At 57.4% G+C, this 16,846-nt stretch carries 15 protein-coding genes; 4 read left to right on the top strand and 11 right to left on the bottom strand.

Going from position 1 to position 16,846, the window contains the following annotated elements; genetic code table 11:
• Nucleotides 1-59 precede the first annotated feature (59 nt).
• From groL to typA, 7 genes are all read right to left on the bottom strand, one after another.
• Complete coding sequence (gene groL / locus Pla52nx_RS26510; RefSeq protein ID WP_146518911.1) at nt 60-1,676, bottom strand: chaperonin GroEL; 1,617 nt, start codon at nt 1,674-1,676, stop codon at nt 60-62.
• A gap of 287 nt (nt 1,677-1,963) precedes the next feature.
• Entirely contained in the window at nt 1,964-2,281 is a 318-nt protein-coding gene (locus Pla52nx_RS26505) for a co-chaperone GroES (RefSeq protein WP_146518910.1), read from the bottom strand.
• Nucleotides 2,282-2,502: 221 nt separating this feature from the next.
• On the bottom strand, nt 2,503-3,207 hold the full coding sequence (locus Pla52nx_RS26500; RefSeq protein WP_197454362.1) for a sensor histidine kinase: 705 nt from the start codon (nt 3,205-3,207) through the stop codon (nt 2,503-2,505).
• Nucleotides 3,208-3,211: 4 nt separating this feature from the next.
• Nucleotides 3,212-3,577 (bottom strand): STAS domain-containing protein, encoded by a 366-nt coding sequence (locus Pla52nx_RS26495; RefSeq protein ID WP_146518908.1) that lies wholly within the window; start codon nt 3,575-3,577, stop codon nt 3,212-3,214.
• Between the two features lie 169 nt (nt 3,578-3,746).
• Nucleotides 3,747-4,445: a hypothetical protein gene (locus Pla52nx_RS26490; protein WP_146518907.1), complete on the bottom strand. Its 699-nt coding sequence runs from the start codon at nt 4,443-4,445 to the stop codon at nt 3,747-3,749.
• A 204-nt stretch (nt 4,446-4,649) separates the two neighbouring features.
• Nucleotides 4,650-5,114 (bottom strand): hypothetical protein, encoded by a 465-nt coding sequence (locus Pla52nx_RS26485; RefSeq protein ID WP_146518906.1) that lies wholly within the window; start codon nt 5,112-5,114, stop codon nt 4,650-4,652.
• Nucleotides 5,115-5,379: 265 nt separating this feature from the next.
• Nucleotides 5,380-7,221, bottom strand: coding sequence for a translational GTPase TypA (gene typA, locus Pla52nx_RS26480; RefSeq protein WP_231741809.1), 1,842 nt, complete (start codon nt 7,219-7,221; stop codon nt 5,380-5,382).
• Nucleotides 7,222-7,552: 331 nt separating this feature from the next.
• On the opposite strand from typA, the gene Pla52nx_RS26475 reads away from it, so the two are divergent.
• Nucleotides 7,553-8,449 (top strand): ThuA domain-containing protein, encoded by an 897-nt coding sequence (locus tag Pla52nx_RS26475; protein WP_146518904.1) that lies wholly within the window; start codon nt 7,553-7,555, stop codon nt 8,447-8,449.
• A 193-nt stretch (nt 8,450-8,642) separates the two neighbouring features.
• Here Pla52nx_RS26475 and Pla52nx_RS26470 read toward each other — a convergent pair whose 3' ends face one another.
• The 3 genes from Pla52nx_RS26470 to Pla52nx_RS26460 all read right to left on the bottom strand — a co-directional run bounded on the left by Pla52nx_RS26470 (nt 8,643) and on the right by Pla52nx_RS26460 (nt 12,885).
• Nucleotides 8,643-9,575, bottom strand: a complete 933-nt coding sequence (locus tag Pla52nx_RS26470) for a hypothetical protein (RefSeq protein WP_146518903.1) — start codon at nt 9,573-9,575, stop codon at nt 8,643-8,645.
• Nucleotides 9,568-11,154 carry an NfeD family protein gene (locus Pla52nx_RS26465; protein WP_231741808.1) on the bottom strand — a complete coding sequence of 529 codons (1,587 nt, stop codon included), beginning with the start codon at nt 11,152-11,154 and terminating at the stop codon, nt 9,568-9,570. Before Pla52nx_RS26465 ends, Pla52nx_RS26470 begins: the two co-directional genes overlap by 8 nt.
• A gap of 207 nt (nt 11,155-11,361) precedes the next feature.
• Nucleotides 11,362-12,885, bottom strand: coding sequence for a TrkH family potassium uptake protein (locus Pla52nx_RS26460; RefSeq protein ID WP_146518902.1), 1,524 nt, complete (start codon nt 12,883-12,885; stop codon nt 11,362-11,364).
• 83 nt (nt 12,886-12,968) lie between these two features.
• On the opposite strand from Pla52nx_RS26460, the gene Pla52nx_RS26455 reads away from it, so the two are divergent.
• The 3 genes from Pla52nx_RS26455 (at nt 12,969) to Pla52nx_RS26445 (ending at nt 15,017) form a co-directional block, all read left to right on the top strand.
• Nucleotides 12,969-13,091: a hypothetical protein gene (locus Pla52nx_RS26455; RefSeq protein ID WP_261344237.1), complete on the top strand. Its 123-nt coding sequence runs from the start codon at nt 12,969-12,971 to the stop codon at nt 13,089-13,091.
• 220 nt (nt 13,092-13,311) lie between these two features.
• A complete protein-coding gene (locus tag Pla52nx_RS26450; RefSeq protein ID WP_197454361.1) occupies nt 13,312-14,088 on the top strand; it encodes an SOS response-associated peptidase family protein in 777 nt (258 codons plus the stop codon).
• A gap of 86 nt (nt 14,089-14,174) precedes the next feature.
• On the top strand, nt 14,175-15,017 hold the full coding sequence (locus Pla52nx_RS26445; RefSeq protein ID WP_146518900.1) for a DUF3472 domain-containing protein: 843 nt from the start codon (nt 14,175-14,177) through the stop codon (nt 15,015-15,017).
• 20 nt (nt 15,018-15,037) lie between these two features.
• On the opposite strand, the gene Pla52nx_RS26440 is transcribed toward Pla52nx_RS26445, so the two are convergent.
• Nucleotides 15,038-16,486, bottom strand: a complete 1,449-nt coding sequence (locus tag Pla52nx_RS26440; RefSeq protein WP_197454360.1) for an undecaprenyl-phosphate glucose phosphotransferase — start codon at nt 16,484-16,486, stop codon at nt 15,038-15,040.
• Nucleotides 16,487-16,846: the final 360 nt, after the last annotated feature.

The following is a 16,846-nucleotide window of genomic DNA, read 5'->3' as shown; positions in this document are numbered from 1 at the left end:
AACGGCCGAGAGCAAACTCTCGGCCGTCGCGATGATTCGTCAAAGTGACTACTGGAGGATCAATACATGTCGTGGTCACCGCCGTGACCACCCTTGCCTTCTTTGGGCTTTTCGGCAATCAACGCGTCGCTGGTCAACAGCAGTGTCGAGACACTGGCAGCGTTGCTCAAAGCGGTGCGGGTCACTTTGGTGGGGTCGATGACACCTGCTTTGACCAGGTCCTCGTAGGTGTCGGTCAATGCATTGTAGCCTTCGTTGCCTTTAGCACTGGCGACTCTTTCGCAAACGATCCCGCCATCTTGGCCGGCGTTTTCTGCGATCATGTGCAGTGGTGCACGGCAGGCACGCAGCACGATGTTGTAGCCGACCACTTGGTCTTCCGTCAGGCTTGCATCTGGCTTGACTTGGCTGCTGGCACGCAACAGGGCGACACCGCCACCGGGCAGAATGCCTTCTTCCACAGCGGCGCGGGTGGCGTGCAGAGCGTCTTCGACACGAGCCTTCTTTTCTTTCATCTCGCTCTCGGTCGCTGCACCGACGTTGACCTTGGCCACACCGCCGGCCAACTTTGCCAATCGCTCTTCCAGCTTTTCACGATCGTAATCGCTGGAGCTGTTCTCGATTTCGCGACGGATTTGGTCGATACGTGCTTTGATGTCGCTGCTCTTGCCGGCGCCTTCGATGATGGTCGTGTTGTCCTTGTCGACGATCACTTTCTTGGCACGACCCAGTTGTGGCAGGTCGACGCTTTCCAGCTTGATGCCCAGTGCCTCAAAGATGGCTTGGCCGCCGGTCAAGATCGCGATGTCTTCCATCATCGCCTTGCGACGATCGCCGTAGCCGGGAGCCTTGACGGCGCAGACGTTGAAGGTTCCACGCAAGCGGTTGATGACCAAGGTCGCCAATGCTTCGCCATCGACGTCTTCGGCGATGATCAACAGAGGCTTGCCTTGCTGGACAACTTTTTCCAGCATCGGCACCATGTCTTTGATGCTGCTGATCTTCTTTTCGAACACCAGGATGTAGCAATCTTCCAGGACCACTTCCATGGTGGTGGGGTCGTTGACGAAGTAAGGCGACAGGTAGCCGCGATCGAACTGCATCCCTTCCACCCACTCTTGCTCGGTCTTCAGGCTCTTGCCTTCATCGACCGTGATCACTCCGTCTTTTCCGACCTTGCTCATCGCGTCGGCAAGCAGTTCGCCGATTTCGCGATCGTTGTTGCTTGCGATCGTTGCGACGTTGGCCATCGCTTCTTTGTCTTTGACCTTGGTGGCCATCGCATGCAATTTCTTGGTGATGTCGGCCACTGCGGCTTCGATCCCGCTCTTCATTTGAATCGGGTTGACACCGGCGACAACGGCCTTGAGGCCTTCGTTAAAGATGGCTTCGGCCATGACGGTCGCGGTCGTCGTGCCGTCACCGGCAACGTCGCTGGTCTTGCTGGCGACTTCGCGGACCATGCGGGCGCCCATGTTCTCGAAGACGTCTTCGAGTTCGATTTCCTTGGCCACGGTCACACCGTCTTTGGTGACAGTCGGGCTGCCGAAGCTTTTCTGAAGGATAACGTTACGTCCTTTGGGGCCGAGCGTCACTTTGACAGCACGGGCCAACTTGGACACGCCGCGACGGATCGCCTCGCGTGCTTCTTGATCGAAAGCAATGATCTTTGACATGGAATGTTCAGTCCGATTACAAAAGGTATGAGGTTGTTTTAAGGTTTCAGGCAACGTCCCCGGCGAGGTTTTCCCCGGCTAGTTTTTCACCGCGAGAATCTCACAGTGCGTATTTCACAGTGAGTTGGTCGCAGCACGCCGAAAATCCGCTCGCTGGCGAATCTGCCCAGAGGTTTCATTCACCCTGGGCTGTCGTGAGAGCGAACGCGGACGCCCAAAATGGCCAGAGCGATATGCACGATCGACCTGGCCTGAACGATCTGGCCGATTCAGGGGTTCGGTGTCGACTACTCGACGACTGCCAAAACGTCGTCTTCTCGCATCAGCAGATACTCGACGTCGTTGATTTCGACTTGCTCGCCGGCGTAGCTGCTGAACAGGACGAAATCGCCTTCCTTCAGTTGGCTGGCGGCGCGCGAGCCGTCTTCCAATAGTCGCCCACTGCCGATCGCAACCACGGTCCCGCGAGCGGGTTTTTCCCGGGCGGATCCGGGCAGCACGATGCCGCCGGCGGTCGTTTCTTCACTTGCTTGTCGCTCGACAACGATTCGTTCGCCGATCGGTTGCAAATTCACTTTGGCCTTTTTCTTGGTGGCAGTCGCCATCTCGGTCAAACCTTTTCTGATGCAGGGAAAAGATGGATAGTTGTTCGTTGGGTCGCCGTGCCCACTTGGCAGGCTTGGTCTGGAAGTCAGACCCATAAGCAATCGGCGTGCCATTTTCGCTGGTGGAGCGTGACGGGCGTCAAACTCTTGGCAAAAAACGTTCGCCAGGGCCGGCCATCTTGTGCGATTTGAGGGCTGAGATACAGGGGTGATCTAGAAAATCACTCGGTTTTATTGTTGCCAAAGCGAAATCGTACGCTCGTGGGGCCTCCCGGCTGTGACTCGACTTGCAGTTGTCCGCCGACAAGCTCTGCCCGCCCCCTCATGCTGCGAATTCCAAATCGCGAGGTAGGCACATCTGATATCTCGAACCCAGATCCGTCGTCGGTGATCTCGATGGAATTGCGACCGCAAACCACGTCAATTTGGCTGGCCTGCCCGTGTCGTATCGCGTTTCGCACGGCCTCGACCACAATCCGATAGGCGGCAGCCGCTACAGGCTTGCTCCACTGCGTCACATTGCCGGCTGACGCGGAACCCGTCGTGTCAGATGCTGCTGGTTGGCCTCCTGGCATCGGTTCCGCATGATCAATGCTGGGCCGAAGTCCCGGAAAAGCGTCCGAAATGGCAAAGTCGACCCGCGTCCCCTCGCCTGCAAGTTGACGGACGACATCCTGGGCTGCACCGAGCCAGCCCATTTGCTCCAGCTCCGGTGGGTAAATGCAGGTCAGCATCTGTCGGCCCACCTGCATCGCTTGGACCAGCCACTGCGATGCTTGTTCCAGACGCGATGCGTGCGTGGAATCCGCTGGTAGCTCCTCGCGTATACGGTCAACCGTCGCGTTGGCTGCAAAGATCAGCGGCAGCAGTGCGTCGTGGATCTCGTGGCCGATTTGTGCACGCTCGGCGTCGATCACATCAGTCACCGGTTCAACTGAACCAGCCTTTTTTGTCAAAGCTTTCCAGTGCCTTTTCTTCGGTGGCTTGGATGTCGAATAGCTTGTTCAGCTTCGTGATCTTAAAGACCTCCAAGACATTAGGCGAAACCTCGCAGAATTTAAGGTTCACGCCCTGTGCCTTGCAGCCCTTGTTGAGCATCACGAGCTTGGTGATCATCGCGGACGACATGAATGACACCCCACGGAAGTTCAGCAACAGCTTTTTGTGGATCGCTTGAGGCACGACTTCCTGCAACTCTCGGCCGACTTGCTCGATCCGCTGACTGTCCAGAATCTTGCTGTCTGAAAAACCAACAACCAGAATCTCGCCGTTGGTCAGGGTGGTGATTGCCGACATTTAAGTGCTTGATATCAGTTTCAGGAGAGAGCATTCGGTCATCGAATACCCTTGGGGGACGACATAGACTATCACTCGTGCACCGCTGAGGCAATCAACCCCCGTCTGACACGGCAAAAAAAAGCCATTTGTTGATAAACCGGGTGGGTCGGCAGGCAGCCAGTCCCGTTCATTTCCGGCGATAGATTCCGTTGGCTTGAATGTTGACCATGTTGGGGCCGTCCACATAATCAGCGGTCCCACGGATCACGACCACGTCGCCTGCAGCCAAGCCGAACAGGTCTTTGGCCGAGATGGGCAGCGTTTCGCCCTGCTCGTCATTGAAGCGAACCAGTGCCATCGGGGCATTCTTCAGCTCGCGTTTGCAGAACGGGCAGTTGTCGGCATGCTCCGGATCGTCCGCCGCGTGGCCTTCGTCCGGTAGTTGAGTCATCACAAACGACGCTTGCCCCGGTTCGAATGGCTCCAGCTCGCCGGTGCTGATCCGGCCGGCAATCAGCACGGTGCCGTCGTCGGAGGCTGCGGGTTCGGATTCGTCGCTGGACTCCTGGACATTCGTTGGCTCGCTGCCTGCTGTGTCCACAGCCTCAGGTTCCGACTCCGTGACTTCCGTGGCAACCACGTCGGGGATTTCACCAGGTGGATCAGCGATCGTCTCGTCGGACGCTAGATTCTTGATGTCGGTGGGTGAAAGAATCTTGCCTGCGGGTTCTTCGGTCAACCAAAACCGAGTTCGCTGCGCCAACATCTGGTCCGACAGCTTGCCGGCCGAAGCCGACGTGGATCCGCGTTCGCCACTGGAGTCACAACCGGCGAAGCAGGCGATCGTGGCAAGCAGGACGCAGCCGAAAGGGCGAGTGATTTGCATGATGAAAGTACGTCAGGCTTTCTAGCCTGACCTGCGCTGGGGATGTCAGGCTGGAAAGCCTGACGTACGGGTGGATGTGTCAGGCTGGAGAACCTGACGTACACGTAGATGTCAGGCTAGAAAGCCTGACGTACACGCAGATGTCAGGCTGGAAAGCCTGACGTACAAGCAGGCGTCAGGCTGGAAAGCCTGACGTGCGGGTGGCTACTTGATCGCCTCACCGAGCGATTTCATTGCCGCTTCGATCGCTTCGCTGACTTCGGAATAATCCTTCCCGCCGTCACCGTGAACTTTATTGTCAACTTCTTTGAACTGCGTGAACAAGGTCTCGACGCTGGCCAACGCTGTTTTCTTTGCGTCATCGCTCAACTCGGATTTTTTCACCAGCTCTTCGACATCGGTCAACAGATCGCCCGCGTGATGCAGTTGGTCGTCTGCGGACTTTGGTTCACCGTCGGCGAAGGCTTTGGCGATCTGGTCTCGCAAGGTTGCCAGTTCAGTCATCGCTTCTGGCAAGCTGTCGTGGTGGTGATCCTCCGCGCCGTGCTCGTGCTCGTCATCGTGGGAGGATGTGGTGGTCGTTGTTGTGGTTTTTTGGTCACATCCGACCCACGCACAAACGCTCAAAGCGACCACGCATGCCATCAGGGGATGAAAAACGAAACGCATGATTGGGTTCCAGGATTGAATGGGGAAAGGGCTGAGGTCAGGTGAGCGACCACTGAAATGCCAAAATCGTGATACGACAGAAGTTTCCAGCGGCACGTGGTCAAATCGAATTGCGAGTGCACCAGCAAACGCAAGAGGAAGTGGGCAACGGCGCTCGAACGCACGGCGATATCCCTATACAGTATCGCAGGTCACTGCGTTTAGGAAACACCGTGACTCTTGCGTACGGGGCGAACGACCTCAGGGTTCGGCGAGCGGCCGAATGCTAGCGTTGGTTTCTGCCGACTCGGCGGCGATCGGCTTCTTTCATCAGAATCTTTCGCAGCCGAATGCTCTGAGGGGTCACTTCGACCAACTCATCGTCTTCGATGTACTCCAGGGCCGCCTCCAGGGACATGTCGCGCGGCGGTTTCAGGATGACGTTTTCATCGCTGCCGGACGCGCGCATGTTGGTGAGCTTCTTTTCGCGACAGGGATTGACGGTCATGTCATTGTCCCGGACGTTTTCGCCCACAATCATGCCTTCGTACACTTCCACGCCAGCCGGGACGAACAAATCGCTGCGGTCCTGGAGGGCAAAAAGTGCGAAGGGCATGGTCTTGCCTCCGAGCATCGAGATCAAAACGCCGTTGGCACGACAGGGAACATCGCCTTCCACCGGTCGATAGCTTTCAAATCGATGGTGGATCACCGCGGTGCCGCGGGTGGCATTGAGCAGGCGGGTTCGCAATCCGATCAAGCCACGCGACGGGATCAGGAATTTGAGCAAGCTGTACTCGCCACGCTGAGCCAATTCTTCGAGTTGGCCTCGGCGGTGCCCGACCAGTTCCATCACGGGGCCCATCGCTTCGGTGGGGACTTCCACACGCAGTGTTTCGAAAGGTTCGTGGTCCTTGCCATCGATTTTTTTGAAGATCACGCGAGGCTTTCCGACGCTCAGCTCGTATCCTTCGCGTCGCATCGTTTCGATCAAGATCGCCAGGTGCAGCACGCCACGGCCCTTCACCGCATAGGCTTCTGTGCCCGGGATCATCTCGACGCGAAGAGCAACGTTGCGTTCCAGTTCTTTTTCCAGACGCCCTTTGATCTGCCGCGTCGTGACGTACTTGCCCTCGCGTCCTGCCATTGGTGAGGAATTGACGCTGAAGACCATTTCCAGGGTCGGTTCGTCGACCGTCAGTCTCTTGAACGGTTTGCCCTGATCGGGGGCGCAGATCGTGTCGCCGATCTCAACGTCATCAAGACCTTCGATCGCCACCAAATCGCCCGCGCTGGCCATCTCCGTGGGCACTCGGCCGAGCTTGTCGAAGACGTGCAGGCCGGCGATCTTTGTTTTGCGTTTTCCGTCGCGACCCCACAAATCGATGGCTTGCCCCGGACGGATCTCACCACCGGTGATGCGACCGATCGCGATTCGGCCGACGTATTCGCTCCAATCCAGAGTGGTCACCATCATCCGCAGTGGCGCATCGGCTTCGATTGCCGGGCCAGGCAGGTGGTCCACCAGCAAGTCCAGCAGCGGTCGCATGTCGGCGGTACGGACAGCCGGATCCGTCGTCGCGTAGCCTTCTTTGGCACTGGCGAAAACAAATCCGACGCTATCCAGTTGGTCTTCGCCGCCCAGTTCCGCCAACAACTCAAGTCCTTCGTCGAGCGCCTCGGATGGGCGTCCGTCGGGACGGTCGACTTTGTTGACCACCACGATCGGTTTCACGCCCGCCGCGAGCGCTTTTTCCAGCACAAACCGGGTTTGCGGCATCGGGCCTTCTGCAGCGTCGACCAACAGCAAGCAACCGTCGGCCATCGTTACCACTCGCTCGACTTCGCCGCCGAAATCGGCGTGGCCGGGCGTGTCGATCAAGTTGATTTTGACGCCGCGATAGGGGATCGCGATGTTCTTGGACAAGATGGTGATGCCACGCTCTCGCTCCAAGTCGTTGGAGTCCAGGATCCGCTCGCCCTTGAGTTCCGTGTCACGAAACTGTCCGCTTTGGCGGAGCAAGCAGTCAACGAGGGTGGTTTTGCCGTGGTCGACGTGCGCGATGATGACAACGTTTCGGATGTCGGGACGTCGTACGATTTCTTTTTTTGTTTCTGTCAATTGCAAGGGGACAACTCGTCCAGCGAAGGCTCTGATCTGGCCGAATTCCCAGGCCATTGGTTCTCGCGTAGACCGGCCACGCAATTCTTGCAGATCCTAGCTCCCGTCTGCTTTTCCAGCAATCGCACCGTTAGGGTGGTGACCTGCCGACGCGCCTTAATGCCACTCTAGGTGAAAAGACGCCCCCGCCCGCGACACTTGGTGATGCCGGGTGATATCATTACGAGGTCTGATCCTCGTGCGCTGACACCACCATTTCAGCCGATGACGCCCAAACCTTCTTCGACGAAACGTTCCACAACCTCCTCGATTCACGACGCCCTCGATCCAAGCCTCCATGAAAACTCACCTCAACCGCCGTGTCCTTGGCACCGCCCTCATCGCCGCGTTCCTGACCGTTTCTGTCGCTGGAGTCACCAATGGCCAAGACAAATCGGCAGCCTCCGCCAAGCCCCTCAAGGTCCTGCTGGTCGCGGGAGGTTGTTGCCACGATTACGCGACCCAGACGCAATTGCTGAAAAAGGGAATCGAAGCACGCATCAACGCGGTTGTCACGGTTGAGTTCAATCCCAGCAAGACGACCGAGACGCGATTCGAAATCTATGAGAAAGACAACTGGGCCGACGGCTACGACGTGATCTTGCACGACGAGTGCTCGGCCAACGTGACCGAGCAACCCTATGTCGGTCGCATCTTGAACGCACATCGCAATGGCGTCCCCGCCGTCAATTTGCATTGCGCGATGCACAGCTATCGCTGGGGTGATTTCCGCAGTCCGGTCGAGTTGGGGGCGGACAACGCGGGCTGGTACGAGATGCTGGGCGTTCAGTCGACCGGTCACGGCCCCCAGGCGCCGATCGACATCGTTTACAGCGATCAATCGCACCCGGTCACCGCGGGGCTTGAGAATTGGACCACGATCAAAGAAGAACTCTACAACAACGTTCGCGTGTTCAGTCAAACGCAAGTTCTGGCCAGCGGCAAACAACTGACGCCGCCGAACAAACGTCAGCTAAAAGAAAACCCCGACGCCAAGCCCAACGAAGCAGACGCCGTTGTCGTCTGGACCAACGAGTTCGGGCCGAACAAAACGAAAGTCTTCTGCACGACGCTTGGCCACAACAACGAAACCGTCGGCGACGACCGCTACTTGGACCTCGTCACCCGCGGCATCCTCTGGTCCACCGGCAACCTGACCGCCGACGGCAAACCGGTTGCCGCATTGGTGAAGTAGGTTTGCATTCACGTAGCCGAGCCTCTCCGAGGCTCGGAATTTCGCGTCTCGGAGAGACGCGACTACGTGGAAGATGCCCGGCGATTGTCGCTCGACGTTCCACGTCGATGGCGTCCGTGGCATCAACCGCTCTACCTTTTCAAACGTGTTGATGGTGTAAGGAATGTTGCGAAGGGAATTTTGGCGAATCCCACTACGAATGCCTGGTGACCAACGTCAGACCGGCTCGCCGCAAGCACCACAGCATCGGGATCTGAGCGAGTGTGGCTGATGTAATGTATGCGACAGAGTAGGAAGCTACAGGCCAAGGAATGACAATCGGATTGACAAAAGGGGCCTCCAAACGGTGAATAACGCCGACGGAAATCATGGCAATCGTTCCCGTCGTTGCGAGGACCAAGAGTCCCAATCGAATCCGACGGCGGGCGCTCATTGACGTCAAAAACAATGCGTACAGGCAGCAGGTGGTGATCGAGAGTCCGATCGCGGGAAACCAGTCGTACACGATGCTGTAAGTCATTGACATGACGTTGACAACATCGCTAAACCATCCCGCTCTCAGCACGATCACACAACCGACGGAGACCACCAGCGTGGATTCAAACAACTTGCTAATCCCGATTCCGCCGGTTTCCTGATCGTCACCGGCGGAGCGAATCGTCCATCGCTGCATCAAACTCAAGAACGTCGCCATGCAGTATGCCAGGATGCTCACGACAGGACCGGTGAACGCGACGATCGCTAGTGTGGAAACACGATAGTCTACGTGCGATGTGATGATCCAGTACAATGCGATGACGGCTGCTTGCGGTAACAGAAAGCAAAACAGCAGGGTTAAACGCCGCGTGAGACTTGCATGGTGAATCGCGAATAGCACAAGCAATGCGAACGCAGGTGCATAGCTGAAGCCTTGGCTTGCTCCCGAGCATCCATACAGGAGAACATCTCCATGCGCAACTGCCCGAGTCATCAACTGGTTGGCAGCGAACGACATCCCGATCGATCCCAACATCACCACGAACAGCAGAACCCACCATATCAATGAGGGGCGTTGTTCGCTGATCACCTGCTGATTGCCGGCCGGTTGTTCGCTGGCTTCCGCCGCGTCGTTGGCCGGCTCAGGCATTCTCGATCCGCACGACCACTCGCGCACCTTGCTTGCTGATCACTTTCACACGCTGGCCAGGATCGACAAAGTCTCCTTCGGTGACCACGTCGACCATGTAGTCTTCCACTTGCATTTTGCCACTTGGTCTGAGCGGTGAGATCGTTTCACCGACGTCGCCCACGGTGACGCGTTGCCAACCGGGCAATGTTGGGTCCGATGCCGTCAGTGCGCTCGTCGGCTCGACGCCGTCCATCGCCACCTGTGGTTTGAGCGTCAATCGTCCCAGACCGGGTATCTCGCCGATGAAGTTGGCCAACACCAGAATCGCCACCATGAAAACACAAAAGGCACCGACCACCGTGAACACGTCGTATCCCAAGCTCGCCATTTCTTCGGAATTGATCGGCACGAGGAAACGCCGTGATGCCATCACCAAAGCGGTGCCGCTGAGCGCCAGCCCGCCGATTCCCGCGACCCCGAATCCGGGAATCACAAAGATCTCACAGGCGATGAAGATGATCCCGAGCACAAACAGCGTGACTTCCAGCCAACCGGCGGTCCCGCCCAGGAAGCGACTCCAAAAGAACAAGCCGAAACACAGAATCGAGATCAAGCCGCCGATCCCCATTCCCGGTGCGCCCATCTCGATCACCAGAGCGATCAAGCCGATCACGATCAGCAAGAACGTGACGAAGCCCGAGTTGAGGAAGAGGATAAAGGTGTCCATTCCGGTGCGATGCTTGACCGGAATCGGTTGCTTCACACCCAACGTCGCTGCCAATTCGTCTTCATCGGCAACGATATGGTCGGCCATGCCCAGTTCCACCGCGCGGCGACCGTTGACGGTAAAGAACATCTCCTTGCCCGCTTCGCGAACCGGTTTGCCTTTGTCCCAGTCGTCGGTGTTTTCCATCGACTCCCATTCTTTGTCGCTGATGTAACGCACGCGACCATCGGTCTTGTTCGTCGCTTTGAACACCACCATGTCTTTGTCGCACATCTTTTCGGCCAAGCTAACTGGGCGATCATTCGTCATCGCGGTATCGCGGATTTTTTGGGCCAGGTAGCTGCGACTCTTGGCTTCCGTGTATCGAAACGCACCGTCAGCTCCCATCACGATTTCGCCCGCGTCACCCATCCGCGCGTCGGGCAGCATGATGATTTTATCGCACGCGAGTGAAACCAATGCCGCACCGCTGATGGCTTCTTTGCGGATGAAGGCCACGGTCTCGACATCCTTGGCGTCCATGATCATGTCCATCAATTCGAACGTCACGTAAGTGAATCCGCCCGGGCTATAGATGTCCAAGATGATCACGTCGACACCCGATTCGACCGCCTGTGCAAACTTGCGTTTGAGCAGCTCGCCACTGAGCGGATTGATGTCTTCGTGCAGCGGGATGATCACCGCGTCGCGCGTCGCCGGCGGCTTGGCAGGTTTGGCCGCAACAGCATCCGCGTCGGCATCGGCAGTGACTGCAGACGCGTCATCTTGAGCGACTAGGTGGGGCGTTGGGCTGACGAAACCGAGGCACGATGCGATCAACATCGTGCCGATCAGCGTCCAAACGGTGGGTGCGGAATTTCCGAAATTCATTAGGTTGGCCGTGAGATCGAATTCGGGCAGTGAAAGGTGCAGGATTCTGTCGGATTTTATTTTAGCAGGTTGCAACCCTGAGGCTCAAAGGCTCGATCTCGAATCAGAACGAGCGCATTTTGTAGTGGGATTCGCCAGAATTCCCTTTCGCATGTTGAGTACGGGAATTCTGGCGAATCCCATGACGATGGGAGTCGGCGATGAGAATCACAGCCGACGCCAGAACGACGGAAATGTCAGCACCAGGACGCTGAAGACTTCGACGCGTCCCAGCAGCATCAGCCAGACAAAGAGCAGCTTGGCACCTTGGCTGAATCCCGCATAGTTCTGCGTCGCACCGACAACGCCGAGCCCGGGGCCGATGTTGTTCAGTGTTGCGGCGACGGCGCTGGCGGAGTCGAGGATCTTTTCATCCAGAGTGCCTTCGGCCATCGCCGTGTCTGAGTTAACTCCCCATGTGCTGGAGGGTTCCAATGCGACCAGTCCGATCCAGGAAATGATAAAGATCGTCAGGATCAAGCAAAAATAGACGACGATCCCATGCAGCATGTCTTGGTCGTCGATCGGGTTGCCGCCGATGCGGATGAACCGCACGACTCGTGGTCGGTGCGACCGTTCGACTTCGCGTGCCAAGATCCGAACGAACAGAATGTGCCGAATCACTTTCAATCCGCCACCCGTGCTGCCCGCGCATCCACCGATGAACATCAACAGCAACAGGATGCCGCGGCCGAAGTGATTCCATTTGTCAAAGTCGGTGGTGCCGTATCCCGTGGTCGTGATCACCGAGACGACTTGAAACAGACCGTTGCGGAGGCTGTCGGACAACGACAGAAATCCCGCGTCCTGGTTTCGCATTCCGAAAAAGATCACCGCGATGGTGACCGCGCCGATGATCCCCACGAATGTGCGGAATTCCAGGTCCTCAAAGAGCGGTCGCGGGCCTTTGACGAGCGTCAGATACAGCAGGGTGAAGTTCGTCCCGGCTAGGATCATGAACACGATCGTCGTGTATTCGATCAACGCGCTGTCAAACCCGCCCAGGCTGCGGTTATACGTGCTGAACCCTCCCGTGGCCATCGTGCCAAAAGCGTGGCACAGCCCGTCAAAGAGCGTCATGCCTTCGATCATGTAGATCACCGTTAGCAACGCATTGAGCCCGACATAGATTCCGGCAAAGACCAACGCGGTGTGTTGCATCCGCGGCATGCTGCCTTCTTTGGTCGGTCCCGGCATCTCCGCACGCACCATCGCTTTGCCTGCCGAGCCCTGTCCTAAAATCGCAACGAACAAAACGACAATACCCAGCCCGCCCAGAAAGTGTGTCCAGCTACGCCAAAACAAAATGCAGTGTGGAACAGCCGTCGGAGTCTCCAAGTCGGTCAGCACGGTTGCCCCGGTGGTGCTGAACCCAGACTGCGATTCGAACATCGCTTCGATGAAAGTGATCCGTTGGCCCGCCGCGATATCGGTGTTGCTGAAGTAGTACGGTAAAGCACCGAGAATGGTCGCCAATACCCAGCTCAAGCCGACAATGGCCATCGCCTCTTTCTGGTAAATCACGTGAGTCCGAGCGCGACGACCGAACAAGAACAACAATGCCCCGACAAGGACACTGATCAGCATGCTGTAGACCAACCCGCGAATCCCCACGCTCTCGATCGCTTCGGCTGGCGGCAGATGCGTCCGCTTGGCCAGTGCGGGAAAAGCAAACGGTAGGCTGAAAGACATCGACCCGCCGATCAGCAGGCAAACGATCCCGAGCACGCGAAATAGAAGCGGATAATTCAAAACAACTGGAGCCCAAGAATCCAATGAAGCGAGACGTTAACCGGCTGCTGGTCGAACAGCGTACCGATTCGGCACTCAGTTTGCATATCGGACTGCTGCCGAATCAAGCCCTTCCCCAGGGGTCGACGACGGCACAGGGCGGTTGACACTGGAGGCGGTGTCAGCCGCCCGCTTTTTGCCACTCTCGGTCCGCAGGACGCGTTTTTTGCCCTCATAAACGCTTTGTTGATTGAATTCGTGACGGAAATTGAGTCGCAATAGGCGGGGCGTTCCTGCTCGTCTGCGTGAAAAAAGTCATCCAGAGGTGACCGACCAACCGCCGCAATTTGCTGTACCGATTTGCTACACTGCTGCAGTCTTGAACGCTTGCTGCTTCTTTTCGATGGGCCAGAAATCTTGTGTGGTCGATTTACGCTTCGAACCAATCCTGTGGTCTGGGGACAACTCTTTCTCCCCGGATGGAGCGCCGATGAAATCAAGCAGCGGGCCGAAGCACTGGGGCTGAAGCCACGATTCAACATCGCGCCGACGCAGTCGATCGCTTGCATCCATCGCTCCGAAATCGGCGGGCCGCGGCAACTGACTTTGTTCCGCTGGGGGCTGCTGCCTCCTTGGGCGGACGATTTGGCGATCGGAGCAAAGATGATCAATGCGAGGTCGGAAACGCTCGATCAAAAACGTTCGTTTCAATCCGCTTTCGCAAGTCAACGGTGTCTCGTTCCCATGGACGGCTACTACGAGTGGTCGGTTCGAAATGGGGCGAAACAACCATTTTTGATCGAACCCAGCAGCTCCGAGCCGCTCGTGATGGCGGGACTCTGGCAGCTGAACAAGAAACTTGGACGCGACGGTGAGCCGGTATTCAGTGTCACCGTGATCACCACTGCCGCGAACAAGACCACGCAATCGATTCACGATCGCATGCCGGTTTTCTTGCCCGAGTCGGCACACGATCAATGGCTGGATCCAGGGTTCGCCGATACCGATACGCTCACACAATGGCTGGTACCCGCCCCGGACGACTTGCTGGTTGCCCGACCCGTCGCCAAGACCGTCGGCAGTGTCCGCATCGACGACGAACGTTGCGTGCAACCGGCGACACCCGACGACACGCCAAGACAAGGCCTGCTGTTCGACGACTGAGTAGGGATCGCTGTCACGGTATCTCGGTCGAGTTAAACTGCATTCCCCTCCCCTGCTCTGCCCTACCCTGTTTTTGGATTCGTTTGATGTTTCGAGTGTTCCTCGTTTGTGTGTTTGCAACCGGTTTCGTGTCTTTCGTATCCGCCGATGAGAAACTCGCCGGCAAAGCCTGTCGATCGGTCCACTTGAGTTATCCAGGTCCGGTGGGCGATGCGTTTTACTGTGAGACGACGGTGGAGCAATCCGCCGCAGGCAGCTACTTCATGGTCTGTGGCTGGAACACCGGTTACTTCGGCATCCAAGAGATCCGTCCCGGAAAGAAGGTCGTGATCTTTTCTGTCTGGGACAATTCTCGCGGCGATAATCCCAACGAAGTCGATCCGAATCGTCGCGTCGGGATCTTGCACGAGGGCAGCGATGTCCAGGTCAGTCGTTTTGGAGGCGAAGGCACCGGCGGAAAAAGCATGTTCGATTTCGACTGGCAAGCCGGCCAGACGTATCGATGTTTGGTGACCGCCAAGGCCGATGGCGAGCGGACGCAGTACTCAGGATACTTCTATCTGCCCGAGCAAAAGGAGTGGAAGCACTTGGTCACCTTCTCGACCATCACGGGTGGCAAATTGATGCAGGGCTACTACTCGTTCGTCGAAGACTTCCGACGCAATGGCGTCTCAGCGACGGAGCCTCGCAAGGCAAAGTTCGGCAATGTTTGGGTCCGTGATGCGGCGGGGCAATGGCAATCCGTTCGCAAAGCAAGATTCACGGGCGATTCCAATCCGGCCACCAACATCGACGCGGGCCAATCCGGCAGCGATTTTTACTTGAGCACCGGTGGCGACACACAGAACAGCGGCATCGAATTGAGATCCTATGTGGAACTCACCGGTGACGCCCCTGACATGCCGCCGAGCGACTTGCCGGTGAAGTGAGTCCAAGTAGCCGCGTCGAATCAGTACGCCGTGTCCTGTTTCCAAACGACCATCACGGTCTTGAACAGGATCTTGAGGTCCAGCCACAGGGACCAGCGGCGGATGTATTGGTGGTCCCATTGGATTCGACGTTCCATCTTGTCGATCGTTTCGGTTTCACCGCGGCAACCATTGACTTGGGCCAGTCCGGTGATTCCTGGTTTGACTTTGTGTCGCAACATGTAGCCACGGATCAGGCTGCGGTACTGCTCGTTGTGTGCCGAGGCGTGCGGTCGGGGGCCGACCAACGACATGGATCCTTCCAGCACGTTGAACAACTGGGGCAACTCATCAAGGCTGGTCTTGCGAAGGATGGCTCCCACGCGAGTGATGCGTGGATCGTCCTTGGTGGCTTGTTTGACCACGGGGCCGTTGTCACAAGTCCGCATCGAGCGGAATTTCCAGACCAGGATTTCCCGTCCATCCAATCCGTATCGGCGTTGGCGAAAGAAGACTGGCCCTTTCGATGTGAGCTTGACCATCGTAGCGATGAGCATCATCGGAACGGCGGCCACCAACAAAGCGCAGAACGCCAGGAAGATGTCGGCAATCCGTTTGGTCACGCCATCGACGCCGAATAGTGGGTTCTCAAAAACGCTGACCGCGGGCAAGCCGCCCATGCTGGTCCATCGCGAGTGCAAGAGTTCAAAGACGAAAAAGTCCGGCACGATGTAGACCGATGCCGTCGAGTCGCTCAATTGATCCAACAGGTACTTGATGCGGTCCTCCGCTCGCATCGGCAGCGTGATCAATACCGTGTCGACTTCACCGACCTGGCAACGATTGACCAATTCTTGCAGGTCGCCGCTCAAGCTGTATGCTGAATTCTGAGCATGAGTGTTGCCAGCCTCTGTGTCGCCGACATTGGCGGCATCGGTCGGTTCTCGTTTTTCGACACGGTCGTCAAAGAATCCGATGAGTTTGAGTCCCAGGCCAGAGTCTTCGTCGATGTTGCTGGCGGTTTGGCGACCCAGTTCGTTCAGGCCTGCGATGGCGACCCGGCGGATCCCGATGCCCTTTTGGATCAAGAACTGCTGAGTGATCCGCAGTGTCATCCGACCCAAACCGATCATCGCAGGCGCCAACAATACCCAAGACAGCATCACGGATCGCGCGAAGTTTTGGCTGTATCGTGTGGCAAATCCGATCGCTGTCAGGATCAACACGGTCAGTACCCAGGTGATCGCGATGGACGTGATCTCGTTGTCCGCATTTCCCCGGTCCTGGTTGCGGCCCAGACCGGTGACGCGTGAGGTGATCAGGAACGCGATGACGGCGATCAAGCCCATCGCGACCGCGGCGTCCTCCACCCATCCTCGGGCGGCGAACTTGACCACGAACAAGGACCCCATGATCGCGATGGCGTCCAGAGTCGGTTGCAGCAGATCAGACCAGCGGCGGTCGGAGTTGATCGTTGAACTTGGTTGCATGGTTTGGGCGACGATTGGCGTTGGAGATGGGGGGCTGAGCCCGGACTGCTCAAAGTTTGGTGTTGTGTCTTTTTGGGTTTGCGCAAGTTTATGTCCCTACTGCCGGCGCAGCTGGTGGCCTCCAGTGAGCCTCAGGCGCTAGCCGTGGGCCTGAGGCGGATTGTGGTGCCGGCCCACGGCTAGCTGCCGGCGCAGCTGGTGGCCCCCAGTGAGCCTCAGGCGCTAGCCGTGGGCCTGAGGCGGATTGTGGTGCCGGCCCACGGCTAGCGCCTGAGGCTCACTTTGATTGCGATGCATGGAACAAAAACATGGACTGAAAAAACAATGTCAACACCAAACTTTGAGCAGTCCGGCCCTGAT

The sequence above is a fragment of the Stieleria varia genome, assembly GCF_038443385.1.
Lineage (GTDB): Bacteria > Planctomycetota > Planctomycetia > Pirellulales > Pirellulaceae > Stieleria > Stieleria varia.
This window is presented reverse-complemented; position numbering and strand designations above follow the sequence as displayed.

Coding starts and splice junctions, on each gene's coding strand:
- groL (WP_146518911.1), bottom strand. CDS start 1,676: ATGTCAAAGATCATTGCTTTCGATCAAGAAGCACGCGAGGCGATCCGT.
- Pla52nx_RS26505 (WP_146518910.1), bottom strand. CDS start 2,281: ATGGCGACTGCCACCAAGAAAAAGGCCAAAGTGAATTTGCAACCGATC.
- Pla52nx_RS26495 (WP_146518908.1), bottom strand. CDS start 3,577: ATGTCGGCAATCACCACCCTGACCAACGGCGAGATTCTGGTTGTTGGT.
- Pla52nx_RS26490 (WP_146518907.1), bottom strand. CDS start 4,445: ATGCAAATCACTCGCCCTTTCGGCTGCGTCCTGCTTGCCACGATCGCC.
- Pla52nx_RS26485 (WP_146518906.1), bottom strand. CDS start 5,114: ATGCGTTTCGTTTTTCATCCCCTGATGGCATGCGTGGTCGCTTTGAGC.
- Pla52nx_RS26475 (WP_146518904.1), top strand. CDS start 7,553: ATGAAAACTCACCTCAACCGCCGTGTCCTTGGCACCGCCCTCATCGCC.
- Pla52nx_RS26470 (WP_146518903.1), bottom strand. CDS start 9,575: ATGCCTGAGCCGGCCAACGACGCGGCGGAAGCCAGCGAACAACCGGCC.
- Pla52nx_RS26465 (WP_231741808.1), bottom strand. CDS start 11,154: ATGAATTTCGGAAATTCCGCACCCACCGTTTGGACGCTGATCGGCACG.
- Pla52nx_RS26460 (WP_146518902.1), bottom strand. CDS start 12,885: ATGTCTTTCAGCCTACCGTTTGCTTTTCCCGCACTGGCCAAGCGGACG.
- Pla52nx_RS26455 (WP_261344237.1), top strand. CDS start 12,969: ATGAAGCGAGACGTTAACCGGCTGCTGGTCGAACAGCGTACCGATTCG.
- Pla52nx_RS26445 (WP_146518900.1), top strand. CDS start 14,175: ATGTTTCGAGTGTTCCTCGTTTGTGTGTTTGCAACCGGTTTCGTGTCT.
- Pla52nx_RS26440 (WP_197454360.1), bottom strand. CDS start 16,486: ATGCAACCAAGTTCAACGATCAACTCCGACCGCCGCTGGTCTGATCTG.